At 61.6% G+C, this 23,363-nt stretch carries 20 protein-coding genes; 10 read left to right on the top strand and 10 right to left on the bottom strand.

Features of this window, described 5'->3' with window-relative positions; genetic code table 11:
* Positions 1-112 precede the first annotated feature (112 nt).
* Positions 113-1,429, top strand: coding sequence for a 30S ribosomal protein S12 methylthiotransferase RimO (rimO, locus tag F6X24_RS04000; RefSeq protein ID WP_151086731.1), 1,317 nt, complete (start codon positions 113-115; stop codon positions 1,427-1,429).
* A gap of 158 nt (positions 1,430-1,587) precedes the next feature.
* On the opposite strand, the gene F6X24_RS03995 is transcribed toward rimO, so the two are convergent.
* A complete protein-coding gene (locus F6X24_RS03995; protein ID WP_151086730.1) occupies positions 1,588-4,932 on the bottom strand; it encodes a S41 family peptidase in 3,345 nt (1,114 codons plus the stop codon).
* Between the two features lie 184 nt (positions 4,933-5,116).
* Here F6X24_RS03995 and bshC point away from each other — a divergent pair, with 184 nt between their 5' ends.
* Both bshC and F6X24_RS03985 read left to right on the top strand, forming a co-directional pair.
* Entirely contained in the window at positions 5,117-6,739 is a 1,623-nt protein-coding gene (gene bshC / locus F6X24_RS03990; protein WP_151086729.1) for a bacillithiol biosynthesis cysteine-adding enzyme BshC, read from the top strand.
* 93 nt (positions 6,740-6,832) lie between these two features.
* Positions 6,833-7,423, top strand: a complete 591-nt coding sequence (locus F6X24_RS03985; protein ID WP_151086728.1) for a 5-formyltetrahydrofolate cyclo-ligase — start codon at positions 6,833-6,835, stop codon at positions 7,421-7,423.
* Between the two features lie 92 nt (positions 7,424-7,515).
* Here the strand turns inward: F6X24_RS03985 and F6X24_RS03980 are convergent, their stop codons facing one another.
* The 3 genes from F6X24_RS03980 to mnmD form a co-directional block, all read right to left on the bottom strand.
* Entirely contained in the window at positions 7,516-8,016 is a 501-nt protein-coding gene (locus F6X24_RS03980) for a GDYXXLXY domain-containing protein (protein WP_191906451.1), read from the bottom strand.
* A 29-nt stretch (positions 8,017-8,045) separates the two neighbouring features.
* Positions 8,046-9,317, bottom strand: a complete 1,272-nt coding sequence (locus tag F6X24_RS03975) for a DUF2157 domain-containing protein (RefSeq protein WP_191906450.1) — start codon at positions 9,315-9,317, stop codon at positions 8,046-8,048.
* 76 nt (positions 9,318-9,393) lie between these two features.
* Positions 9,394-10,107: a tRNA (5-methylaminomethyl-2-thiouridine)(34)-methyltransferase MnmD gene (mnmD, locus tag F6X24_RS03970; RefSeq protein WP_151086725.1), complete on the bottom strand. Its 714-nt coding sequence runs from the start codon at positions 10,105-10,107 to the stop codon at positions 9,394-9,396.
* A gap of 23 nt (positions 10,108-10,130) precedes the next feature.
* Between mnmD and F6X24_RS03965 the strand changes: the two genes are divergently transcribed.
* From F6X24_RS03965 to rlmN, 3 genes are all read left to right on the top strand, one after another.
* On the top strand, positions 10,131-10,553 hold the full coding sequence (locus F6X24_RS03965; RefSeq protein ID WP_151086724.1) for an acyl-CoA thioesterase: 423 nt from the start codon (positions 10,131-10,133) through the stop codon (positions 10,551-10,553).
* 61 nt (positions 10,554-10,614) lie between these two features.
* Positions 10,615-11,499: an energy transducer TonB gene (locus F6X24_RS03960; protein ID WP_151086723.1), complete on the top strand. Its 885-nt coding sequence runs from the start codon at positions 10,615-10,617 to the stop codon at positions 11,497-11,499.
* A 35-nt stretch (positions 11,500-11,534) separates the two neighbouring features.
* Positions 11,535-12,611, top strand: a complete 1,077-nt coding sequence (gene rlmN, locus F6X24_RS03955) for a 23S rRNA (adenine(2503)-C(2))-methyltransferase RlmN (protein WP_151086722.1) — start codon at positions 11,535-11,537, stop codon at positions 12,609-12,611.
* A gap of 26 nt (positions 12,612-12,637) precedes the next feature.
* On the opposite strand, the gene F6X24_RS03950 is transcribed toward rlmN, so the two are convergent.
* From F6X24_RS03950 to F6X24_RS03935, 4 genes are all read right to left on the bottom strand, one after another.
* Positions 12,638-13,384 (bottom strand): hypothetical protein, encoded by a 747-nt coding sequence (locus F6X24_RS03950; RefSeq protein ID WP_151086721.1) that lies wholly within the window; start codon positions 13,382-13,384, stop codon positions 12,638-12,640.
* Positions 13,385-13,414: 30 nt separating this feature from the next.
* Positions 13,415-14,155, bottom strand: coding sequence for a hypothetical protein (locus tag F6X24_RS03945; protein ID WP_151086720.1), 741 nt, complete (start codon positions 14,153-14,155; stop codon positions 13,415-13,417).
* Positions 14,156-14,424: 269 nt separating this feature from the next.
* Positions 14,425-15,393, bottom strand: a complete 969-nt coding sequence (locus tag F6X24_RS03940) for a YihY/virulence factor BrkB family protein (protein ID WP_151086719.1) — start codon at positions 15,391-15,393, stop codon at positions 14,425-14,427.
* A 107-nt stretch (positions 15,394-15,500) separates the two neighbouring features.
* Positions 15,501-16,247, bottom strand: coding sequence for a DUF3891 family protein (locus tag F6X24_RS03935; RefSeq protein WP_191906449.1), 747 nt, complete (start codon positions 16,245-16,247; stop codon positions 15,501-15,503).
* Positions 16,248-16,371: 124 nt separating this feature from the next.
* On the opposite strand from F6X24_RS03935, the gene F6X24_RS03930 reads away from it, so the two are divergent.
* From F6X24_RS03930 to F6X24_RS03920, 3 genes are all read left to right on the top strand, one after another.
* Positions 16,372-17,136, top strand: a complete 765-nt coding sequence (locus F6X24_RS03930) for a TerC family protein (RefSeq protein ID WP_151086717.1) — start codon at positions 16,372-16,374, stop codon at positions 17,134-17,136.
* Positions 17,137-17,453: 317 nt separating this feature from the next.
* The gene (locus tag F6X24_RS03925; RefSeq protein ID WP_151086716.1) at positions 17,454-18,671 is read left to right on the top strand and encodes an MFS transporter; all 1,218 of its coding nucleotides are present in this window, start codon (positions 17,454-17,456) and stop codon (positions 18,669-18,671) included.
* Between the two features lie 30 nt (positions 18,672-18,701).
* On the top strand, positions 18,702-19,595 hold the full coding sequence (locus F6X24_RS03920) for an alpha/beta fold hydrolase (protein WP_151086715.1): 894 nt from the start codon (positions 18,702-18,704) through the stop codon (positions 19,593-19,595).
* Here the strand turns inward: F6X24_RS03920 and F6X24_RS03915 are convergent.
* Both F6X24_RS03915 and F6X24_RS03910 read right to left on the bottom strand, forming a co-directional pair.
* Positions 19,592-20,893 (bottom strand): hypothetical protein, encoded by a 1,302-nt coding sequence (locus tag F6X24_RS03915; RefSeq protein ID WP_151086714.1) that lies wholly within the window; start codon positions 20,891-20,893, stop codon positions 19,592-19,594. The genes F6X24_RS03920 and F6X24_RS03915 overlap by 4 nt on opposite strands.
* A 283-nt stretch (positions 20,894-21,176) precedes the next feature.
* Positions 21,177-22,169, bottom strand: a complete 993-nt coding sequence (locus F6X24_RS03910) for an NAD-dependent epimerase/dehydratase family protein (RefSeq protein WP_151086713.1) — start codon at positions 22,167-22,169, stop codon at positions 21,177-21,179.
* A gap of 118 nt (positions 22,170-22,287) precedes the next feature.
* Between F6X24_RS03910 and F6X24_RS03905 the strand changes: the two genes are divergently transcribed.
* A complete protein-coding gene (locus F6X24_RS03905; protein WP_151086712.1) occupies positions 22,288-23,361 on the top strand; it encodes a patatin-like phospholipase family protein in 1,074 nt (357 codons plus the stop codon).
* The last annotated feature ends 2 nt before the right edge of the window (positions 23,362-23,363 follow it).

The following is a 23,363-nucleotide window of genomic DNA, read 5'->3' as shown; positions in this document are numbered from 1 at the left end:
GCAGCTAAACAAGCTATTCTCCCTAAAATAACTTAAAAGAAAAAAGCATTGTCTGCTAGCGCCGTTCACAAACTCCGTGAAATCCGCTAAAATCCGTGCTACTCCGTGGTCTATGAAAGTTAGAACTCTTAAACAGAATAAAGTCAACGTTATCACGCTGGGCTGCTCCAAAAACCTCGTCGATAGTGAGGTGCTGATGGGCCAGCTCAAGGCCAACGACTTTCTGGTGACGCACGAGGCGAAGAAGTCGGATGCCAACATCGTCATTATCAATACCTGTGGCTTTATCGACAACGCCAAGCAGGAGAGCATCGATACCATTCTGCGCTACGCGGACGAGAAAGAGGCCGGAAAATTAGAAAAACTCTATGTTACGGGCTGCCTCTCGCAGCGCTACAAAGACGAGCTGGAGGTCGAGATTCCGCAGGTCGATGCCTACTTCGGCACCCTGGAGTTGCCCCAGATGCTGAAAGTGCTGGAGGCCGACTACAAAAAGGAGCTGGTGGGCGAGCGCCTGCTGACTACGCCCAAGCACTACGCCTACTTCAAGATTGCCGAAGGCTGCAACCGGCCGTGCTCGTTTTGCGCCATCCCGCTGATGCGCGGCAAGCACGTCGACCGCCCGATGGAAGACCTCGTGACCGAGGCCAGGCGCCTCGTGAGCATGGGCACCAAAGAGCTGATTCTCATCGCCCAGGACCTGACCTACTACGGCCTGCAAGCCTACGGCGAGCGCAAGCTGCCCGAGCTGCTGGAGCGCCTGAGCGACGTGCCCGGCCTCGACTGGATACGGCTGCAATACGCTTACCCGTCGCAGTTTCCGCTGGCGGCCTTGGATGTGATGCGCGAACGCGCCAACATCTGCCGCTACCTGGACATGCCCTTGCAGCATATTTCGGACAACATGCTGAAAACCATGCGCCGGGGCATCACCAGCCGCCGCACCAGGGAGCTGGTGCGCGAGATTCGTGACCGCGTGCCGGGCATTGCACTGCGTACCACGCTCATTGCCGGCCACCCCGGCGAAACGGAGCAGGACTTTGAGGAATTGTGCGAGTTCGTGAAGGAGTCGAAGTTTGAGCGGCTGGGTATCTTCACGTATTCGCACGAAGAGAATACCCACTCGCACACCCTCGTGGACGACGTGCCCGCCGAGGTGAAGCAGGCCCGCGCTGACCGCATCATGGAGATTCAGCAGCAGATTTCGCTGGACTACAACGAGTCGCGCGTGGGGCAGACGTACAAGGTGCTCTTCGACCGCCTCGAAGGCGGCTACTACGTGGGCCGCACCGAGTTCGACTCGCCCGAGGTCGACAATGAGGTGCTGGTGCTGGCTACCAACGACCTGCACATTCCGCAGGGCAGCTTTGCCCATGTGCACATCACGGGCGCGTCGGACTTCGACTTGTACGGGGAAGTAGTGCGCTAGCTCCTGGTACTGCTGACGCATTACTTTAAAGAGCGTCCTGCTGAGCTTGTCGAAGCAGCTCTACCACGCCGCTCGGGGGTCGTTTGGCAGAAATGCTTCGACAAGCTCAGCAGGACGCTCTTTATCAGTTATATAAATATTTTTATATTAGTCCCTTACTACTCCGCCGCCCGCGTCGGGTGCTGGACCGGAATGGGCAGCGGCTTAAACGACTGTTTCTGCAAATCGCTCAGAATAACTTCCACGGCCTTGGCGAGCTGCGGGTCGGCTCCGTTCTGCGTGTCGGCGGGCCGCACGTCTACTTCGATATCGGGCGGCACGCCCTGATTTTCGATTTCCCACTTGCCATCGGGGCTGTAGATGCCGAAGCTGGGTGAGGTGACGGTGCCACCATCCAGCAGCACGGGGTAGCCCGAAATGCCCACCAGGCCACCCCAGGTGCGCTTACCCACGATGGTGCCCAGCCCGCGCCGCCGGAAGAATGCCGGCAGCGCATCGCCGCCCGACCCGGCAAACTCATTCACCAGCATTACCTTAGGCCCGTAGATAGACGCTCCGGGTGAGGTAAATGCCTTGCCCTCACGCGGGGCCCAGTAGCTGAGCAGCGGCCGATTGAGCAGGTCGAGGATGTAGTCGGCCACGAAGCCGCCGCCGTTGAAGCGCTCGTCTACAATGACGGCTTCTTTATCGAGCTGACTGAAATAATAGCGGTTGAAGAACTCGTAGCCCTCGGCGCTGGTGTTGGGCAGGTACACGTAGGCCACCCGGCCGTGGGTCAGCTCATCGACTTTGCGACGGTTGCCCTCTACCCAGTCGATGCGGCGCAGGGTAGCTTCGCTGGCCACGGGCACCACCGTTACCTCGCGGGCCCCTTGCAGGGTGGGCTTGCTATTGACGGTGAGCGTGAGTTGCTTCCCCACGGTATTCTCAAAGAAGCTGTACACGTTGTCGGTGCCGTGCAGGGGGCGGTTGTTCACGGCCAGCAGGTAGTCGCCGGCCTGCACACTTACGCCGGGGCCGGTGAGCGGGGCGCGCAGACTGGGATTGAAATTCTCGCCGTTGAACACCCGCTTAAAGCGGTAGTGGTTGTCTACTACCTCATAGTCAGCGCCCAGCAAGCCTACCGGGTTAGCTTGCAGCGCGGGCATGTCGCCGCCGCTCACGTAGTTGTGGCCGACCACCATTTCGCCCATCATCTCGGCAAAGAGGTAGTTGAGGTCGGCACGGTGCGCCACGTAGGGCAGAAAAACGGCGTATTTCTTCCTGGTCGCGGCCCAGTCGAGGCCGTGCATGTTGGCATCGTAGAAGTAGTCGCGCTCCAGACGCCATACTTCATTGAACATCTGCTCCCACTCGTGGCGCGGGTCGATGTAAGCATCGAGGGCCGTCATGGCCAGCTTGCCATCACCAGCCGCGGGCTTACCGGCCGTTTCCACAATGCCGTAGCTGTCGTGCGGCGCCGAATAGAGAATTTTCTTGCCATCGGCGCTCAGCGAGTAGTCGCTTAGGTCCGACATAAATACCTCATCCTTACGCGTCTGCATATCAAACCGGTGCAGGCGCCTGGTGGGCAGGGGGGTCGCTGCGTCGGGCCCGGCCGCGGCACCAGCTGGCTGCTGCTCCATATAAAACAGCTTATCGCCATCGGCGGCCTGCACGGCGCTCAGGTCGCCCACGGCCGTGCCGGGCACTACCAGAATGCGCTGCCCCAGCCCGGCCGTGTCGATAACAACTTTTACGGCCGCCGGCTTCTGCGCCTTTGTCTCCTTCACGGCCACTTTCAGGTCTTGCACCGCCACTTTGGGCGTACGATTGCCGACGGGCTTGCCCACTGCAACCGAGTCGGGCTTGCTGGCCGCGCCCTTTTCCTCGTCGCTCTGGGGCGCAAAGGGTGAGGCATCCTGCTTATTGAGCACGGCCACGTAGAGCGTGCGCTTGCTCACGCGGTCGTAGGAAGTCATATCGAGCCAGGTAGTGCGCAGGCCTACATCGGTACTGGCCGTGAAAAACAGGTACTTGCCATCGCGGCTGAAAGCCGGCGTAGTTGCATCGCTGCGGCCATCGCTGATGGCAAAGCGCCGCCCGCTGGGCAGATGATACACGTACACCGTACGCAAGTGGTTGGGCATCAGCTGCGAGTAGGCTATCCACTGCGCATCGGGCGACCACGCCGGGGCCAGTGCGTCGTCGTTGGTGAGGGGGCCGTAGGTATCGCTGGCGATGCGCACGGGCTTCCTGCTGGCCAGGTCGAGGTACCAGAGGGTCAGCTTTTTATCGGTATAGGCAATTTTTCGGCTGTCGGGCGACCACCGCGGGTGGAAATAGAAAGAGGGCGGCCCCAGCGAATAGCTCTGGGCGGGCCTGGTGCCCCGCTGGTCCTGCACCATCAATTGGTATTCGCCGCTGGCATCGGAGACGTAGGCGATGCGCGTACCGTCGGGCGACCACGCCGGGTAGCGCTCGTGCGCGCCGTCGGAATGGGTTAGGTTGCGGCTCTCGCCCTTTTTGGCGGGTACCGTGAAAATATCGCCCCGCGCCTCCACCACAGCCCGCATGCCGGTAGGCGAAATGGCGGTGCTGCGTACCATCGGGGCCACGTTGCGGTACTGCGGGCGCAGGGCCAATACTTCCGGCGAGATGCTGATTTTCAAGTCATTTACCCGCCCATCAGTCGTATTGAGCAGATGCAGCCGCCCGGCCTGCTCGTACACCAGCTCGCTGCCGAAGCCGCTGAGCGCCTTCACGTCGTAATCGGAATGGTGGGTCAGTTGCTCCACTTTTTTCGTGGCCAGGTCGTAGGCAAACACGTTGTTGGTGCGCTGGCGGTCGCTCAGAAAATACACCTTCCCGCCCAGCCACAGCGGGCTGGTATCGGTCGCATTTTCGTGGGGTATCTCTTCCGTAGTCAGCGTTTGCAGGTCGGTAAGCCAGATGGGGCCGGTCTGGCCGCCGCGGTAGTGCTTCCAGGTGGTAGTAGGATTGGTGATATGCGTGTGCGCCAAGCGCTTGCCGTCGGGCGAATAGCTGCCTTTCTCGCCCATCAGCAGGGGCAGCCGCGTGGGCAGTCCCCCCGCCACCGGCACCGTAAAGAGCTGGAGCGACCGCGCGTACGCCTCCTGCGAGCTGCTGAAGAGGATGCTTTTACCGTCGGGCGACCAGTCGCGCACCACATCGGCCGAGGGGTGCCAGGTGAGCCGGCGCGGCTGCCCGCCACTCACGGCCACCACGTACACGTCGGGGTTGCGGTCGTAGTCGCCGGTGTAGGCCAGCCACTGGCCATCGGGCGAGAAGTGCGGGTTGGTTTCGACGCCCGGCCCCACCGTCAGGCGCTGTGGATTAGAGCCGTCGCGGTTGGCCAGCCAGATATCGCCGGCGTAGCTGAAGGCCAGCTTGTCGCGGCTCAGGGCGGGCTCGCGCAGCAGCAAGGTTTCGGCAGTGGGGGCCTGCGCATGTGCTGCACCGCTGCCAAGCAGCAACACCAGCCAAAAGTAAGGTTTGGACATAGAGCAAGAAAAAGAAAGCGTGGGGATAGCCAGCGGCCACCAAAATATTTAGGAGCTTACTCCTGAACGGCGGTAATTTACTATGTTCGCCCCGCTACTTCACTTTGTCCGCCGGCCTGCTTTCCAACTTTTCGGGCCGCGCCGGGTTTTGGGCTGAATTTCGCGCTCACTTTTCCCTGCGCTCATGGCCGCTGCCGACTGTACTACCCTCCCCTACGCTGCTACCGGCGCATTTTCGGGCCTGCTTACCGATTACCTGGCCCGCAAGCCGGCGCTGGCGCCCTTTTACCATCGCTTCCCCGAACTCACTGCTTTTCAGGCGCAAATCGAGGAAAAGCAGGCTGCCTACTCGCCCGAAGCCCGCCAGCGCCTGGTGGCCGACCTGCATGCCCAGTACGCCGAGCTTGGAAACTCTGCGCCCCCGGCCGTAGCCGCCAACCTCGAATTGCTAGCCCGCAACACAACGTTTACCATCACGACCGGCCACCAGCTCAATTTATTTACTGGTCCGCTCTACTTTATCTACAAGATAATTTCGGCCATCAAGCTGAGCCAGGAGCTGAAGGCTGCCTACCCGCTCTACGATTTCGTGCCGGTGTACTGGCTGGCTACAGAAGACCACGACTTTGCCGAAATAAATCACTTTCAGCTGTTTGGCAAAACCTATAGCTGGGCGGGGCCGGCCGGCGCAGCCAGCCTGGGCGGGCCGGTGGGCCGCCTGCCCCTCACGGGCTTCGAGGAAGAATTACTGAGCCAGCTGCCGCCCGAGGTACCGGCTGCCTTCCGCGAAGCATATGAAAATGCTAATACATTAAGCGCGGCCACGCGCCGCCTGGCCACGAGCCTGTTTGCCGACTACGGCCTGGTTTGTATTGATGCCGACCGGCCGGCGCTCAAGCAGGCCCTGCGCCCACTGCTCCGGCAGGAGATTCAGCAGCAGGCTTCCAACCAGGCCGTACAGGCCACTAACGCCCGCCTCACTACGGCCGGCTACAAGCCGCAGGTGTATTCGCGGCCGCTCAACTTGTTCTTTCTCACCGATGAAGGCAAGCGTGAGCGCCTGGAGCCCGACGCCGCGCCCGGTGCCGACTGCACCCAGGTAACGGTGCGGGGCACCGCCCGCTGCCACTCGCAGGCCGAGCTGCTGGCCCTGGCCGAAAGCGAGCCCGAGCGCTTCAGCCCCAACGTAGTGCTGCGGCCGGTGTACCAGGAAATGCTATTGCCCAATCTCGCCTACATCGGCGGCGGGGCCGAAGTGGCGTACTGGTTTCAGCTCAAGGACGTGTTTGCAGCCTTTGGGGTGCCCTACCCGATTGTGCTGCCCCGCAACTCGGCCATGTACCTGAGCCGCGCCAATGCCGGCAAGCTGGCCAAGCTGGGCCTCACCGCCCCCGACATCTTCAAGCCGCTGGCCGAGCTGAAAAAGCAGGTGGGCGCGCAGCTAGGCCAGGAGGAAATAAGCCTGGCAGCCCAGCAGCAGGCGCTGGCCGCCGCTTTTCAGCAGGTACAGGAGCTGGCCCAGCGCCTCGACCCCACGCTGGTAAAAACCGTCGCCGCCGAAGCCCAGAAAGCCGCCGGCAGCCTGGCCGGCCTCGAAAAGCGCCTCAGCAAAGCCGCCGAAGCCAGGCACGAAACGGCTTATGCGCAGCTTTCGGCGCTTAAAGACAAGCTGTTTCCGGAAGGCGGCTTGCAGGAGCGGACAGACAACGTGCTCAGTATTTTGATTAACAACCCCGGCTTTATCGAGCAGCTAATTACCTGCTTCGAGCCGCTGAAGCTGGAGTTTGCGGTGGTGCAGGAAGGGTAGGACTCGTGTGACTATACCAGTAGCGGCGCTCAAGGTGCAAGAGCAAGCCTTTTACTACTTCCGGCTGACCCTAAACGAGGCCAGCATAGACTTATGCCAACTAAAGCCGCCCTGCGCCGCGCCGCGCTAGCCCGCCGCCAGGCTCTGACGCCGGCCGAAGTAAGCCAGCGTAGCGAAGCGCTGCGCGACCAGCTTTTCCAAAATTTTCCGGTAGCTGAGTGGCGCTGGCTGCACCTGTTTCTGCCGCTGCTCAGCAAAAATGAGCCGGATACCTGGCTTATTATTCGCCAGATTTGGGACCAGAAGTTACGTCCGCGCTTAGCAGCGCCCGTAGTGCAGGCCGATAGTATTTCACTGAAGCACTACGAATTAACTTCTGAAACACGGCTACTTCCCAACCGCTGGGGCATTCCGGAGCCGCTGGCCAACCCAACTACCGAAGTGGTACCCGCGCAGCTCGACGCGGTGCTGGTACCGCTGCTGGCCTGTGACCAGCTGGGCCAGCGCGTAGGCTACGGCGGAGGGTTCTACGACCGTTTTCTGGCGCAGTGCCGACCGGGCACACTATTCATCGGGTTGAATATTCTGACTGAGACACCAGTGCCCGCGCTGGCCGACGTGCTGCCCACCGATGTGCCGCTGCACGCCTGCCTGACGCCGAACGGGGTGTGGAATTTTCGGTAAGGCAAGGCGCAGAATAAGTTTATTCGCAATGTTAAAACGGCTTCACGGTTAGCATACGTATTTTAACACTGAACTCTTGCCAGGAAAGCACGCTACTGCCGGAGCAGCCGCACCGACTCAATACGGGCCTGGCCCCAGGGCGCAATGCTGACCTGCACCCGCAGCGCGGGGCCGGTTTTGACGAGGCGCAGGGGGCTGTCGCCGGGCACGTAGTAGCGCTCCAGGTTGTAGCGCAACCCCAGCGTATGAGCGTAAACGTCGGTAACCCAGCCGCGCAGCACGGCCTGGCCGGCGGCGGGCCGCGGCGCAGTATCGTACACGCTGGCCACGGTGGCGAGGCTATCGGCCGCAATATTCAATAAAACATATATTCCTTGTCGAGGCCGCGGGGCGGCAGCTCCCTGCCAGGCCGTGAGGGGCACTTCGGCAGCATCGTAGCGCAGGCGCACGTAGCTCTCGTATGGTATGCCGTGCAAATCGACAGGCTTGGTAGTGAGGGCGATATGCTGGCCGTAGGCCGTGGTGGCGTAGCCGGCAGCGGCCACGCCCAGCACGTAGAGCACCTGCGCAGCCACCAGCAGTTGTAGCAGCAAGCGGTGAGAAGGAGTGTGGCGGCTAGGCATCAGGGCTGGGTTTCGGGGTTTGGGCTGGCGGTAGCAGCGCCGGCCGGCGCGGTTACCGCCGCTACGGTTTCGGCCAGGCGGCTGGCATTGCGACGGCGCAGGTACCAGCTCAGGCTCAGCAGCAGCACGCCGCCAATCAGGAAAAACAGCGACTTATCGAGGAAGGCCCAGGTTAGCTTGAAATAGGCTACCATGGTGGCGATGATAAACAGCACGGTGCCCACAGTCAGCTGCTCGGCATCGGCCGAGCGGTGGGCGCGGGCCAGCATGGAGCCGGCATGCGCATACAGCACCACCAGCGTGGCAATAGCCAGCGGCAGCCCGCCCGGCAGGTAAAAGCCGGGCAGCAGCAGCAGCCAGTCGGGCAGGGTGGCCAGCCGGCCCCGCACCTGCTTACCGGCCACTGATAGGGCCAGCACAGCCGCCAGGGCTCCCAGATACGCCAGCACGGGCGGACGCAGCAGGCCGGCGTACTGGTCGGTTTCGCCAAACAGCGCCAGGCCCAGCGCAAACAAATAGGCGGCTACCAGCGGAGGCCCTTTCAGGGCCCGGCTGGCGGCCGGGTCGGGGTGCCAGTCGCCGGCCGCGTACACGAGCATGGCCGGAATAAAAAACCAGGTAATCTTGGCGTGCGACAGCGCCACCCACAGCGCCGCCTGCCACAGCAGCCCCGCCGCCAGCACGGATGCCACCAGCGTATCGGGCCGGTGCCACCAGCGGTAGCCGCTGCCCAGCACTACCAGCCCCATTGTGGCGTAGCTGAATACTCCCAGCGCTTGCGTGCAATACGTCTGCACCGCCGCACCGATGAGAATGGGCAGCAGCGTCAGACTTTGGCTCTCGTACAAAAAGCTCAGCAGCACGCCTACTACCTCCCAGGCCAGCAGACCACTGACATCGTAACCCACCAGCTGATATAGCTGGCTCGTAAGGATGATGCTCGCCCCGAACGTGACCAGCCCCAGCCCGAGCAGGCCGTGGCCCACCCGCCGGTTGCCCCGCCGCAAAAAGTACTCGCCGCCCGCGTAGGCGGCCAGCAGGGTGCCCAGCAGCAGCCCCAGCCGCAGCGCCTCGGGTAGCGACTGCCAGTTGGCCGCCACCACGCTCAGCGCACTCAGGCCCACCAGAATACTGCCCAATAGCGGCAGCAGCCCCACCGCCTGCACCGCTTCTGATGGGTAGCGGGCCAGCAGCCGCTCGCGCTGGGCCTCCGTAATGAGGCCTTCGCTAACCCAGGCGGGACTTTCCGTTTCTAAAAATTTTCGGGACACTGGGCGTAGGCGTTGGCTTGGCGGGCTGATGGGCAGGGAGCCGCATAAAATTCACTCGTAACCGGCAAGCTACTGCTTAGCTTGGTTTTCGGGCCCGCGTCATCTCGCGCTTGCCGGGCGGGCCGGGCAGCTTTTCGGTGAGCCAGCCCGCGGCCCGCAGGTTGCGCCTGAACTGGCCCTGGGCGCAATAGCTCACCAGCACCGCGCCGGGCGCAGCCAAAACATATAGGTTTTTGAATATTTCTTCTCCCCACAGCTCGGGCTGCTTTTCGGGGGCGAAGGCATCGAAATAAAACAGGTTGTAGTACCCGGCTGGCAAAGCCGCCGCCTGCACTTCGGCCTGAATCTTAGTCAGCTCAAAGCCTTTGGCCAGCATTACCGGCACGCCCCAGGGAGCGGCGTGCAGCTGGCTGAAGGCCTGGCTAAGCACTGGCTCGGCTGCCCATTGCGGGGCTAGCGCTGCCACCATTGGCGGCGGCAGCGGCACGGTTTCGTAGCCAGCGTAGGCAATGGCCGCGCCGATATTTTGGGCGGCTTCCAGCGTCAGCAGGGCGTTGAGGCCGGTGCCGAGACCTACTTCCAGAATGCGTAGCGGCGGGCCGCCCTGGCCGTAGCCTGCCGCCAACAAGGGCCGCAAGCCGGCTTCAATAAACACATGGCGCGACTCCTGGGCCGCGCCGTGGCGCGAGTGGTAGTGCTCGTCGAGGGCGGGCACGTAGAGCGTGGGCGAGCCATCGGCCGTCGTGCGCACCTCTATTTTTGACGCTTCGCCCACTTGTTCGCTGCTCATCGCTAACTGCTCACTACTGAAATATGGCCCGCGTAAAAATAGCCCTGCCCGATGCCTTTTCCTTCGCTGCCACGCTGCCGGTACGCATTACCGACCTTAACTACGGCGGCCACCTCGGCAACGACGCCCTGCTGGGTATCCTGCACGAGGCGCGGGTGCAGTTTCTGGCCCACCTCGGCGCGGCCGAGTTTGACCCCGCTACCAAGCTGGGCTTTATTATGGTTGATGTAGCAATTGAGTACAAAGCCGAGGCGTTTTACGGCGATACGCTGACCATCGACATGGCCGCCAACGACCCCGGCAAGTATGGCTTCGATATTGTGTACCAAGTCAGAAACCAGGCGGGCAAGGAAATTACCCGCGCCAAAACCGGGATGCTGTGCTTCGACTACAACACGCATAAATTGCGGGTTCTGCCGCAGGAACTGGCGGGGCGGCTGAGTTAATTGTTGTTAAATCCACTACTTTGGTTTAAAACTTAATTTTTTTCATTTCCTAATTTTTTTCATGGCTTTCTACTTACATAACTTTTCGATAATAAGAAAATGTCTTTTTATTCCCTTTATACTGATTGCTGCGTCACCTGGTCACAGCCAATCCAGGTTGGCAGCCGAAGGGACAGCGACTTTATTTCACCCGCCTCAAATGCCTGGCAATGATGGAGATGCCGCGATTGTACGGGCTATCCAATTAGGCGTAAAGTATTCAAGGCAAGCGCTTCGGGACGAAGTTCAGGGGCAAGTACTGGTAAGCTTCGCCGTTTCGCCGGGCGGACAAGTATGCTTAATTAAAATAGAGCAAGGAATTCAGGCTGACTTAGACACGGCCGTGGTACAGGCAGTGCGCCAATTGCCACGTCTGCAACCAGCCACGCAGAATGGTAAGTCAGTAGCCTGCTTGCTGCGTGCACCCGTCACCTTTACCATCAGCGATTTACTGCATTCGCCCCGGCGACCGCTACCTGCAGCCGATTCAATTCAATTGTTCACCGCCGTTACAAGAATGCCCCTCTACCAAGGAAAAGTTGGTTATCAGCACTTAGCCGCCGACATAGCTGCCGAATATTTGCGAAGCAACGAAGGCAATGCCCATAGCTTACCTAAGTTCGGGGCGCAGATAGTGGTGACGGTAGAGCCTAGCGGCCGCCTCGATAGAGTGGAGCGTCTACCAGTTGACGAAGCTCAAAAAACGGCGCTGAATGCTCTGTTTGGCGACCAAGTGGCCCAGCGGGAAGAAAATGAGGAAGAAATTTATCAGTTGTCGGAAGCCAGCTTATTGCAGCTAGCTGCAATCATTCGCCGCCTACCCCGCCTAACACCAGCTTACGTGGCAAACCAGCCAGTGGCTATGCGCTTGATTCTGAAGCTCCGTAATCCTAATAGCCCGTATTAGGAACCCAAGCCCTTGAGCAATTGTATCTTTGCCCTATGCTTCTGGAACTTGAACTTGCCCCTGCCAAACGCGACATCCGCAAAACCTCGCCCGACGACCTCAAGGCGTTTATGGTGGCGCACGGCGAAAAACCGTTTCGCGCCAAGCAGGTGACGGAGTGGCTGTGGAAAAACACGGCCGGCTCGTTTGAGGAGATGAACAATATCTCGCTGGCCACCCGCGAGTTGCTGGCCCGGCACTTCGTGATAAACGGCGTGGCCGTGCAAAACCAGCAGCTCAGCAACGACGGCACCATCAAGTCGGCCTTCCGGCTGCACGACGGCAACATCGTGGAGGGCGTGCTCATTCCGCACGACACGCGCATGACGGCCTGCATTTCGAGCCAGGTGGGCTGTTCGCTCACCTGTAAGTTTTGCGCCACCGGCTACATGGACCGCAAGCGCAACCTCGACGCGGCCGAGATTTACGACCAGGTGGTGCGCATCCGCGAGCAGTGCGAGGCCCAGTACGGCACGCCGCTCACCAACATCGTGTACATGGGCATGGGCGAGCCGCTGCTCAACTACGCCAACGTAGTGGAAAGCGTGCGCCGCATCACCGCGCCCGATGGCCTCAACATGGCGCCGCGCCGCATCACCATCAGCACGGCCGGCATTGCCAAGATGATAAAGAAGCTGGCCGACGACGACGTAAAAGCCAACCTGGCGCTCTCGCTGCACGCACCCAACGACACGAAGCGCAACGAGATTATGCCCATCAACGAGGCCAACTCGCTCGCCGCGCTTAAGGAAGCTTTGCAGTATTATCACCAGAAAACAGGCCGCAAAGTCACCTACGAATACATTGTGTTCGAGAACTTTAACGATGGCCTGGAAGATGCGGCCGAGCTATATACCATCTCGAAGTGGCTGCCCTGCAAGATTAACCTCATCGAGTACAACCCCATCGAAAACGCCAGCTACCAGAACGCGGAGGCCGACAAAATCACGGCCTTCCACAAGTTTCTGGCCGACCGGGGCGTGCAAACCAACATTCGCCGCTCGCGGGGCAAGGATATTGACGCAGCCTGCGGGCAGCTGGCCGTGAAGGAGAAGAAGGAAGTAGTGGCCTAGCAGCGAGGTTACCCGCCACTGCCAGCTCAATGACCAGGTGGATTGGGCATGCCTTCGAGTAAAATCAGGTAGCGGGCGCAATCGGGTAGCTGACCCATCAGGCTCATAATTTTTTGGTCGAGCCGCCCGCTACGCAGCTCAGTGTCGATGCGGGCCGGCCCGTAGTAGCGCACCATGGCGTCGGTGTGTGCTTTAAATTCATTGTGGAGCACCTGCATGAACCGCTGGCGCCGCTGCCGTAGCGAAAGCTGGGCCAGTGGCGCGCGGGCGTTAGCGGCGGTAAGTCGGGAGCACATAGCTACTGCCAGCGGCAGCAATACGCGGCGCTCGGCCGGGGCCAGGGCCGGGGCGTGTGCGCTGGCATACTGGCGGGCGCCGGTGGTTTGCGAAAGCGAGGCCGCCAGTAGCCGGCCAGCCGGGCAGCTTTCGTAATTGGCACGCAGCACTTGCTGGTTAAGGCGTATTTCGGCGGCATCGCTTTGGTCATCCGGCTGGCGCTGGCTTTCGGCTACCAGCAGGCGCACGGCGGCCGTATCGGCCTGCAGCACAGTGCTATACTCGCGCAGCCCCAGTGCCTGCGCTGCCTCGGGGCTGAGCGCGGCCAGGGCCGTTTGGCGGCCACGGGCCGTGAGCTGCTGACAAAAAGCGCGGCTCAGGCGCCGCACGGTGGCAGCATGGCCGGGCAGCGTGTCGGCGCGGGTTGTTTGGGCCTGCACCTGACTCACCGGCATCAGGAAGAACAAGAAGCCCAGCCAGCAGTAATTATTTCTCATCAAAAAGGTAACTGTAGTTAGAGATAGGCATCAGGGCCGGTGAATGGGGCTCGCCTTCGGCGCTACCGGGGCCGGGTGGTCGCGGTTGAGCTGTAGCAGATACGCCGGACAAATTTCGAGCATAAGCAAGGCCACTTTTTCTCCAACCTGCTGACTGAGCGTGCTGTCGCGTGCCAGGGTTTCGCCATATTGCGCCAGCAGCGTTTCCTGGTTGCGATGGGCAGCATAGCGCATTGCGTCGCCGGTGAGCGCGGCCCGCTCAGCCGGACTAAGCTGCGCAAAGGGCCGCCGCACGGCAGTGGTATCGAGGCAGCGGCACGCCAGGCGCGCCACCGGCAGCAAAGTAAGTCGCTCGTCGTCGCCGATAGCTAGGTGGGCCTGCTGCTGGTTCAGATGAGCTATCAGGGTGCTAGCCAGTGGGCATTGCTGAGCCATCCGCAACACCGCGTCGGTGGTCAGGGCGTGCTTTAGCGCACGGCCCCGCGCCGGCCCCACGGGCTCTAGCAGCGCAGTCAATGCCGTGGCATTGTCAGCCGTCGCTCCCAGCAGCAGGCGCGCCATCAGCACCTGGCCCTGGGCGGGCGTAAGCGCCGTAAAGGTGGTATGCTGGCTCTCGGCTAGCAGCCGGGTGCAGAGGCTGGCGCTGAGCTGCTGCGTTAGGCGGGCCTGGCCGCGCACGGTGTCGGCAGGCCAGGCCGCAGGGGCCGGCCGGGCCACGCCAAATCGGTTCAGCACTACTACCGTGAGTAGAAAAAGGAAAAAGTGCTTCATCGCTCTAAGGTAGGGCAGGCGGTCAGCTCAGCGCTGCTACCGGCAGCAGTCGTGGAGCGGCCGGGGTCTTTTTTGGTAGCCAACTTAGCCAGAAGATACTTCCCTGAACTCGTTGCGCACGGCATAGACCCGGAGCTGCCCCTGCTGGCTGCGGGCATCGGCCGGCTTCTGGTTGCATTCAGCCAGGCCGGATAGCCAGCTGACTGATAACTTCGGCCGGCGGCAGCGCAGTAGTCGAAACTGCCGGTTTTTTTAGCTCCAACGGGCACCTACCCGCCCCAGCTGCCCGTGCTTGGCGGCCGGCCGGTAGCCTTGTCATTGGCCGACTCGCCGGGGGCTATTTCCTTCAGCTCGACGCGCACGGCGTGGGACTTGGGCTGCACTTTCTGGCCGTAGGCATCGGCAAACTCCTGGGTGAACTCGGCCCCGTAGAAGATGATGAGCGACGAGTAGTTGACCCATACCAGCAGCACGATGGCCGAGCCCGCCGCCCCAAAGGCTGAGCCTGGATTAGCAGTCGATATATACAAGGCAATCAAATATTTGCCCAATATAAACAGCGCAGCCGTGATGAATGCGCCAATACCCACATCGCGCCAGCGAATAATAGCATCGGGCAAAAACCGGTAGATGAGTCCAAACAGCAGCGTCGTCACGGCCAGTGACAGCACGAAGTCGATAAGCTTGATGGCAATCAGCCCTACTTCGGGAATGTAGTGCTGGAGCCAGCCCGTGAAAGTGGTAAGCACGGCACTGACCACGAAAGAGATAAGCAGCAGCAAGGCTACGCTCAAAATGAGCCCGAACGAGAGTAGCCGCTGCTGCAAATATTGCAAAACCCCTATACCTTCGGTTTTTACCTTCAGGTTCCAGATATCGTTAATGCTTTCCTGGAGCGTGACAAAGAAAGTAGTGGCGGCAAAAACGAGCGTACCCACCCCGATAGCCGTGGCCAGGCCACTTTTTTGCTCAAGCGTAAACTTGGCAATACTGTCTTGCAGAAACTTGGCCGACTCGGCCCCGACCAGCCCTTTGAGCTGCCCGTAAATCTGCCCCGTAAGCGCATCGCCGCCATAAATCGCGCTGGTTATCGTGATGACGATGAGCAGCAGCGGCGGCAGCGAAAAAATAGTGTAGTACGAGAGCGCCGCCGCGTGCCGGAACGAGTTGTTGTTGCCAAACTCGCCAGCGGCCGACTTGGCCACGGTAAATATATCGGAAAGCGTATAGCGGGCCATAACAGGTGGCTTGTGATGCGGGAGCAATACGGAGCAGGCAGGCGTTTTGCGCAAAAATGCGCAAAAAAATAATCCGGTGGCCTTTGAGTACCCGCCGGGTGGGCCGGCTAGCCGGCCTGTAGTATCCAGCTCAGGGTTTTGGTGGGCGCTTGGCGCAACGCCGCCGCCAGCTCAGCATCGTCATTAAACTGCAGCTGGTGCAGCTGCTGAGCTTCTACGCTTACTGCCAGCTGCTTGCAGGCAAATGGCCAGGGGCGCACCACTACTGCGGTGCCCGGCCCATCGGGCTGGCACACGTAGTGCGCCGCCCGCCCGGCAGCCAGCGGGGCGCGGTATATTTCCAGCTCGCGCCCCATCTCGGGCAGCTCCTGGCGGCACAGAATAAGCGACAGGCGGTCGCACCAGTGCAGCAGGTCGTAGGCTTGGCGGGCCTGGGTTTTAGTAAGGTGCAGCTCTTTGAGCCAGCGGCTCTGGCTGGCACGCAGCTCATCCAAAAACGCCGTAGTAGCGGGGTTACTACCCCGCAACGGCTCGTACAAGGTGCTCAGGTGCAGGCTGGTAAGCAAGCTGCGCCAGCGCCCCTGAAAGCGCGCCGCGTGCAATACCCCGGTGGCCTGCTCCAGCGAAAAAGCCACCTGCGTAAAGTTGGCCGGGGCGCCGGCGGGCGTGAGGCCGTGGTGCCCCCCGCGCCCGTGCCAGGCCGCCTGCTCATCGTCGTGCTGCATAATGGCCGCCAGCAGACCCACCCAGCGGTCGGCCGGCAAAAATGCGGGCCAGGCCCAGGCCAGCTGCGCCGCCAGCAGCGCGTGCGCCTGCTGGTAGATAACCTGCCAGCCGGTGGGAAGAGGGTTCACTATCATCCGAAAAACTTATCGTGGTTTTGGGAGCTTATTTTGGAGCCGCTTTACGAAAAATGCCGAATTTGGAATGAGGATTTCTAAGCTGGTGACTCCTTTTTCCGAGTAGCTTATTTTCTCTATGTACGCCCAGCTTCAAGATATCGTCGACCATCCGCTGCCCTCGCTGGCGGTAGTCGGCAACCTGATTATTATTGAGAGCCTGCTCTCCGTAGATAATGCCGCCGTGCTGGCTACCCTCGTGGGCGACCTGCCCCGCGAGCAGCGCAAGCAAGCGCTGCGCTACGGCATTTTTGGGGCTTATCTGTTTCGCGGGCTGTGCCTGGTGTTTGCCTCGTACCTGGTAGGCTTCTGGTTTTTGAAGCCGCTGGGCGGGCTTTATCTACTTTATCTGACCTTTAATTACTTCCACACGGCCAAGCCAGCCGACGACGAGGCGCCCGACAAGCAAAAAAGCTGGCTCTACCGCAGCACGCTGGGCCTGCTGGGGCCTTTCTGGGCTACCGTCGCCGTGATAGAGCTGATGGATGTGGCGTTTTCTATCGACAACGTGTTTGCGGTCGTGGCGTTTAGCAACAACCTGATTCTCGTACTCGTAGGGGTGTTTATCGGCATCCTGGCCATGCGGCTGGTGGCCCAGGCTTTCGTGGGGCTGATGGGCAAGTACCCGTTTCTCGAAACGGCGGCTTTCGTGGTTATCGGCATTCTGGGGCTTAAGCTGGTGCTGTCGCTGCTCCGGCACTTCGCGCCTGGCCACCCCGTCAGCGACTTCCTCGACAGTGATGCCGCCGATGTGGGCCTGACCGTTATCACCATTGCTACATTTGGCGGACCGCTGCTTACTTCGCGCCTGCTGGGCTGGCCCCGCCGCCTGGGCAGCCGGTAGCAATTAGTAGTAGCAGTTGGCTATTTTTACGGTACCGCCATCCTCAGTACTACTTCCTTACCCAGCGCCGGGAGTGCCGTTTCGCCATCAGGGGCCAGGGGCGCCGACAGTAGGGCAACTCCGAAAAAGCGCCAGGCTCAATTCACGCGGGGCGCGGCTATAGGGTGGGCTGGTAACTGCACGCAGGCTCTTGGTTGATTACAGCTTAAGTAGCGCACGAAAAAGACTGGCATATGATGGCCTTCCGGCAACTGTTGCCGCACTACTCCCGTCTTCTGCGGCGAAACCTGCTGGCTGCTTGCGTAGCTTTCTAACCGTTGCTTACCGCCTTCCGCTCGCTTGAGCACCGCAATTTTCGTCTGTACTACGCCGGACAGTCGGTGTCGCTCATCGGCACCTGGATGCAGCGGCTGGCCGTGAGCTGGCTTGTGTATTCGGCCACGCATTCGAGCGTGCTGCTGGGCGTGGTTATGTTCGCGGGCCAGATTCCGACGCTGCTACTGGCGCCTTATGGCGGCACGGTGGCCGACCGCTACAGCCGCTACCGCATTCTGGTTTTTACGCAAGTGGCCTCTTTTATTCAGGCCAGCCTGCTGGCGGGGCTGGTGCTGAGCGGCTATTACAACACCTGGGCCGTGGCCAGCCTGAGCCTATTGCTGGGCACCATCAATGCCTTCGACATTCCGGCCCGGCAATCGCTGCTGGTCGAGCTGGTTGATAACCCCACTTACCTGCCCAACGCTATTGCCCTGAACTCGACTATGGTGAACGTGGCCCGGCTGCTGGGGCCCGCCATTGCCGGCCTGCTGCTCACCTATCTGGGGGCAGGGACGTGCTTTGCACTCAATGCGCTCAGCTTTGGGGCCGTGATAGCCTCGCTGCTGCTCATGCGCCTGGTACCGCGCCCGCCGCGGGCACATCGCCCAGGCACCTGGGAGGGCTTGCGCGAGGGCTGGGCCTACCTACGCCAGGCCCCCGGCCTGCGCCGGCAAATCCTGCTGATGGCGGGGATAGCCTGTTGCGCCATGCCCTATGGCACGCTGCTGCCGGTGTTTGCCCGTGAGGTATTTCACGGGGCCGCAGGCACGTTTGGCTGGCTCAACAGCATGTCGGGCCTGGGCGCGCTCGCGGGAGCGCTGTTCCTGGCCTCGCGCCCGGCCGGCAGCCACCAGAGCCGTCATGTCAGCTACGCGGCGCTGGGGTTTTGCCTCGGGCTGCTGGGCTTTGCGCTGAGCGCCCGGCTGCCCGTAGCACTGGTATTTAGCGTGCTGAGCGGAACCGGCATGATGCTGTTTATCGCGGGCACCAACACTTTTGTGCAAACCCACGTGGACGACCGGATGCGGGGTCGGGTGCTGAGCTACTACGTGATGGCGTTTCAGGGCGTGCAGCCGCTGGGGAGCCTGCTGGTGGGCTGGCTGGCGCGGCAGCTGGGGGCTCCGCATACCGTGTTGCTGCAAGCCACGGCCGGACTGCTGGTAGTGCTGGTATTTTGGAAAAGCAAAAAGGCGCTGGCGCCAGCGCCAGCTGCCTAACCCCAGGCCGCGCCCCGCGTACGCTGACCCATGCCCGCTCCTGGTCAAACCAGTCTTACTTCCGACTACCAGACGCGCCTGCGCGTGCGCCTGCCCGATGGCCGCCAGCTGGGCCTGACGCGCTATGGCGACCCCGGCCACCGCCCGGTAGTATTTCAGCACGGATTTGGCACTTCCGGCCTGGCGCTGCCGCCTGTCCCGGCGCTGCTGGCCCGGTTAAAGCTGCAGCTAATTGCCCCCGACCGGCCCGGCGTGGGCCAGAGCGACGTGTACCGGCGCCTCTCGTTTCCGTCGTTTGCGGCCGATACCGTGGCCCTGCTCGATGCGCTGGGCATCGGGCAGCCGGTAGAGGTGATGGGGTGGTCGGTGGGCGGCGTACACGCGCTGGCGCTGGCCGCCCGCTACCCACAGCGGGTGGCGGCCGTGCAGCTGCTCAGCAGCTGCCTGCCCCTGGGCGAGCGGGCCAGCTACCAGCACTTGTCGCGCACCTGGAAGCTGCTGCGCTGGGGCCAGACGCGCTTTCCGTGGCTCAACCGCACTACGTTTTTGTGGCTGAGCCGGCAGTGGGCACGCCACCCCAACCGCACTATCGACTGGTTTATCCGGCTTATGCAGCCCGCCGAGCGGGTCGTAACGGCCGAATTCCGGGCCTTGCTGCGCGATGCGGCCGTGCAGGGCTTCACCCACGGCGGCCGGGGCGTGTACGACGATGCCCAGGCCTGGTGCCGCCCGCCCGGCTTTCGCATCGAAGACGTGCGCGCCCCCTGTACGCTCTGGCACGGCACCGCCGATGGGGTGTGGGGAGCCAGCCATCTTCCTTACCTGGCCAGCCGCCTTACGGCCGCGCACCTGCGCCTGCTGCCCAATCAGGGCCACATGCTCTATCTGGAAAACTGGGAGGAGATTTTGACGCAGCTTACTTAGTTATGGTTATGAGCCAGCTTATCGGGGTTGCGGCCCAGGCGGTAGCTTAGGCCCAGCCGCGTAGCCCATTTACCACCTAAAAAGTTATAGTAAAATATACCTGAATCATTATTACTACGGTATAGCTGGCCATCGATGCTAGCAGTGAAGCGCTGGTAACGCCAGCCCAGCATCAGGCCAGGAATGAGGGTAGGCGAGGCATAGGCATCGCCAGTGGTTTGGGGGTTGGTATTGCTGCTATTTCCCGGTGCCAGGTTTAGGCCCAGCACTTCATTATGCTCGAAGCTAAAGCCCACCATTAGCTGCTGGTCGTGCGGCCGCGGAATAAAGTAGCGCACCCCCAAACGGCCAGTAAGCAGCAGCGCCCGGTACTCGAATATACTATATTGTTGATTGCCATTTGCGTCGAAACCAAGGTAATACACGCCTTTGCTGTGAAACGGACTCAAGCTAAGCTCGCCGTAGAAAGCCGTAATGCGGCTGGGCTGCAGCAGCTCGGCGTAGAGCCCCCCAAACGGGTGAACAGCGCAGTCGGTGCACCCCTCCGTCAGCGACGAAGCCGGGCTTGCGATATTATTATAACGAGCCCCCGCCAGCACCCCGGCCTGGAACGCGCCCTTACGCCGGGGCGCCGCCTGGGCTAGCCAGCTTTGGGCCGACTGCTTGCCAGGGGTGCAGCTAACAGCATAAGCCTGAGCTACTTCGGCCAGGCCGGCCGCCGTGTAGGGGATTCTCTCCGCCAGGCTGGCGGCCGCCGGGCAATCGGCGAAGTACAGCCTCAGCTGATTGCGGTAGTTGTTGCCGTCGATTATCCTGTTTATATCCGGCCCATCGCTGAGGTAGTGGCGCTCGCTGAGGCTGAGGTCGGGCTGGCCGGGGCGCCGCAGCACAAATTGCGTGGCTCCGGGCCGCACCACCCGCAGCAGCTCAACCGGACCGCTCAGCAGCACTTCGGCCAGCACCGAATCGGGCTGCATATTCACATAGTTGCCCCGCTTGAGGTCCTGGAGCCGAACCTCGGCGGCACGGTCCAGGCGCAATACCTCGTGGCGAAAATACCGGCCGCCTTTAAAGCTGACGGCGCGCAGCTGGCGCGCCGGAAACAGCTCGCTCGGGCTCTGGGGCGTGCGCCGGTAACGGATAAACGTGGGTGGCTCCAGCCAGAAGCCGTTTTCGAGCTCGCCCCGCAGCGTATCGCCATTGGTGCGCACCAGCCAGCCCGGCTCGTAGGCCTGGGCCTGGGCATCGCTTGCGTAAAACGACAGCGTAAGCAGCAGGCAAAGTAGTCGTTTCAGCATCGGCAATAGCAATAGAATAAAGCGCAGCAAAAGTAGTCACAGGTATCTGCTTTCTGCGGTCTTTCTGCATCCTAATGCTACTTCGCCTTCCGGCATGAGTTCTTTATAGTTCCGGGTGCCTACCAGGGCTGGCCGAGCGAGCCCCGGCTCGCTTTCGGGGCGCATAGCTGCCATGTATCTATCCAGTAGCCGGTCACCACATACACCTAAAAATCGCCATTCAGGCTAGGCACCGTGCCTGGCCCGAATGGCGACTTGTTCCGGTCAAATGGTAAGCCCCGCGCTATGCCGTCACTGGCTGGCGCAGGTGGGCCAGCATGTCATGGGTCATTTTGGCCAGGTCGAACTCCGGCTGCCAGCCCCAGTCTTTTTGGGCCGCGCTGTCGTCGATGCTGGCGGGCCACGAGTCGGCAATGGCCTGCCGGCCGTCGGGCTTGTAAGTAACGTGAAAGCCCGGCATTTCCTGCTGAATGGCAGCCGTTATTTCTTTGGGCGAGAAGCTCATCGCGCCCAGGTTGTAGCTGGTGCGCACCTTAATGCTGGCGGCCGGCGCGTGCATGAGGTCGAGCGTGGCCTTGAGGGCATCCGGCATGTACATCATCGGCAGGTAGGAGTCTTCCTTTAGAAAACACTCGAAATCCTCACCCGCCACGGCCTTGTGGTAGATGTCAACGGCGTAGTCGGTGGTGCCGCCGCCGGGCAGGCTCTTGTAGCCGATGAGGCCGGGGTAGCGCAGGCTGCGCACGTCGAGGCCGTGGTGGCGGTGGTACCACTCGCACCACTGCTCGCCGGCTAGCTTGCTGATGCCATACACCGTGTTGGGGTTCATGATGGTGAGCTGCGGGGTGTGCTCGCGGGGCGTGTCGGGGCCGAATACGGCGATGGAGCTGGGCCAGTACACCTGCGGCACCTGGTACTGCACGGCCAAGTTCAGCACGTTCAGCAGGCCATCCATGTTGAGCTTCCAGGCAAACATCGGGTCCTTCTCGGCCGTGGCCGAGAGCAGGGCCGCCAGGTGATATATCTGCACCGGCCTATATTGTTGCACCAGCGCCTCCAGCCGGGCTTTATCCAGCACATCGAGCAGCTCAAACGGGCCACCGGCCAGCGCCGCGGGGTTGCGGGGCGGGCGCACATCGGCGGCCACAACTGCCTCGGGTGCGTAGCGCCGGCGCAAGGCGGCCGTCAGCTCCAGGCCAAGCTGGCCGCAGGCCCCGATAACGAGGACGTTGCCGGGTGTTCGAGGGGTATCGGATTCGCTGGGCGAGGTAGTCATGGAATACAAAGCTGGGTGAGGGGTGGGAAGGACAGGCTGCAAAGATACGGCCAGGGTCAGGGGCAAGGTTGGGCAGGCAGTGCCACGAGTAGCAGCTGCCCAGGTATCTTTAAGGTCTATGACTATTCGCTTACTCGTTATACTCAGTCTTTTGACCTTGCCCGGCAGTATCCAGCCTGTGCGCGCTCAGCTTCCTTCGCCGCCTTACCGCAACCTTATTATGAAAGGCGGCGGCATCCGGGGTATCGCCTACGGCGGGGCCTTGCAGGAACTGGCCGCACAGGGTATTCTGAGCCATATAACGCGGGTGGGCGGCACTTCGGCGGGGGCCATTCAGGCGGCGCTGCTGGCGGTTGGCTACTCGCCCGAAGCCATTATCGAAGTCATCAACCGCACGCCCGTGCAGCGGCTCAACGACGGGCGCTTCATCTTCGTGGGGGGTGGCAGCCGCCTGCTGCGCCAGTACGGCTGGTACCGGGGCGACCAGCTCACCAAATACCTCTGCGAGCTGGTGGGCCGCCAGACGCAGCGCCCCAACCTCACCCTGGCCGAGCTGCACCAGCTGGCCCAGGTGCAGCCCGGCCGCTACCGCGACCTCTACACCACGGGCACTAACCTTACGCTGCAACGCACCCAGGTATTCAGCTACGAAACCCACCCCGATATGCGCGTAGCCGACGCCGTACGCATCAGCATGAGTATTCCGCTGTATTTCCGGGCTGTGCTGCTCGATATCGACAATCACGTTATCCAGGGCAAGCCCAAAGCCGGCCAGCCCGTGCAGGTGCTCGTGGATGGCGGCCTGCTGGCCAACTACCCGCTGCATATGTTCGACCAGCCGCGCTACCTGCCCGCCGGCCTGCCACCCGGCAGCACCGCCAACCCCGAAACCCTGGGCCTGCGCCTCGACCGCGACGAGCAGATAGCCCTCGACACCCTGCCTACCGGCCGCCAGGCCCTCGCGCCCTACGACATCCGCGATTTCTCCTCCTACATCGGCGCTCTCTACACCGTAGCCCTCGAAAACCTCAACCCCGCTCTGCCCCCCGACTGGCCCCGCACCATCAGTATCAGCACCAGGGGCTTCGGGCCCAAGGTGCGGCGAATCTCGGCTGAGGAGAAGGAGCAGCTTATTGCAAGCGGCAAGCTGGGGGTGCAATTATTTATGGTACGTCAACGGGCCGACCGCTAAGC

The organism is Hymenobacter baengnokdamensis, assembly GCF_008728635.1.
Classification (GTDB): Bacteria; Bacteroidota; Bacteroidia; order Cytophagales; family Hymenobacteraceae; genus Hymenobacter; species Hymenobacter baengnokdamensis.
This window is presented reverse-complemented; position numbering and strand designations above follow the sequence as displayed.

What these genes read in the sequence shown, in the direction of transcription:
- rimO (WP_151086731.1), top strand. Translation starts at nt 113, where the DNA reads ATGAAAGTTAGAACTCTTAAACAGAATAAAGTCAACGTTATCACGCTG.
- F6X24_RS03950 (WP_151086721.1), bottom strand. Translation starts at nt 13,384, where the DNA reads ATGAGAAATAATTACTGCTGGCTGGGCTTCTTGTTCTTCCTGATGCCG.
- F6X24_RS03995 (WP_151086730.1), bottom strand. Translation starts at nt 4,932, where the DNA reads ATGTCCAAACCTTACTTTTGGCTGGTGTTGCTGCTTGGCAGCGGTGCA.
- F6X24_RS03965 (WP_151086724.1), top strand. Translation starts at nt 10,131, where the DNA reads ATGGCCCGCGTAAAAATAGCCCTGCCCGATGCCTTTTCCTTCGCTGCC.
- F6X24_RS03940 (WP_151086719.1), bottom strand. Translation starts at nt 15,393, where the DNA reads ATGGCCCGCTATACGCTTTCCGATATATTTACCGTGGCCAAGTCGGCC.
- F6X24_RS03930 (WP_151086717.1), top strand. Translation starts at nt 16,372, where the DNA reads ATGTACGCCCAGCTTCAAGATATCGTCGACCATCCGCTGCCCTCGCTG.
- F6X24_RS03910 (WP_151086713.1), bottom strand. Translation starts at nt 22,169, where the DNA reads ATGACTACCTCGCCCAGCGAATCCGATACCCCTCGAACACCCGGCAAC.
- F6X24_RS03960 (WP_151086723.1), top strand. Translation starts at nt 10,615, where the DNA reads ATGGCTTTCTACTTACATAACTTTTCGATAATAAGAAAATGTCTTTTT.
- bshC (WP_151086729.1), top strand. Translation starts at nt 5,117, where the DNA reads ATGGCCGCTGCCGACTGTACTACCCTCCCCTACGCTGCTACCGGCGCA.
- rlmN (WP_151086722.1), top strand. Translation starts at nt 11,535, where the DNA reads ATGCTTCTGGAACTTGAACTTGCCCCTGCCAAACGCGACATCCGCAAA.
- F6X24_RS03905 (WP_151086712.1), top strand. Translation starts at nt 22,288, where the DNA reads ATGACTATTCGCTTACTCGTTATACTCAGTCTTTTGACCTTGCCCGGC.
- mnmD (WP_151086725.1), bottom strand. Translation starts at nt 10,107, where the DNA reads ATGAGCAGCGAACAAGTGGGCGAAGCGTCAAAAATAGAGGTGCGCACG.
- F6X24_RS03915 (WP_151086714.1), bottom strand. Translation starts at nt 20,893, where the DNA reads ATGCTGAAACGACTACTTTGCCTGCTGCTTACGCTGTCGTTTTACGCA.
- F6X24_RS03920 (WP_151086715.1), top strand. Translation starts at nt 18,702, where the DNA reads ATGCCCGCTCCTGGTCAAACCAGTCTTACTTCCGACTACCAGACGCGC.
- F6X24_RS03985 (WP_151086728.1), top strand. Translation starts at nt 6,833, where the DNA reads ATGCCAACTAAAGCCGCCCTGCGCCGCGCCGCGCTAGCCCGCCGCCAG.
- F6X24_RS03945 (WP_151086720.1), bottom strand. Translation starts at nt 14,155, where the DNA reads ATGAAGCACTTTTTCCTTTTTCTACTCACGGTAGTAGTGCTGAACCGA.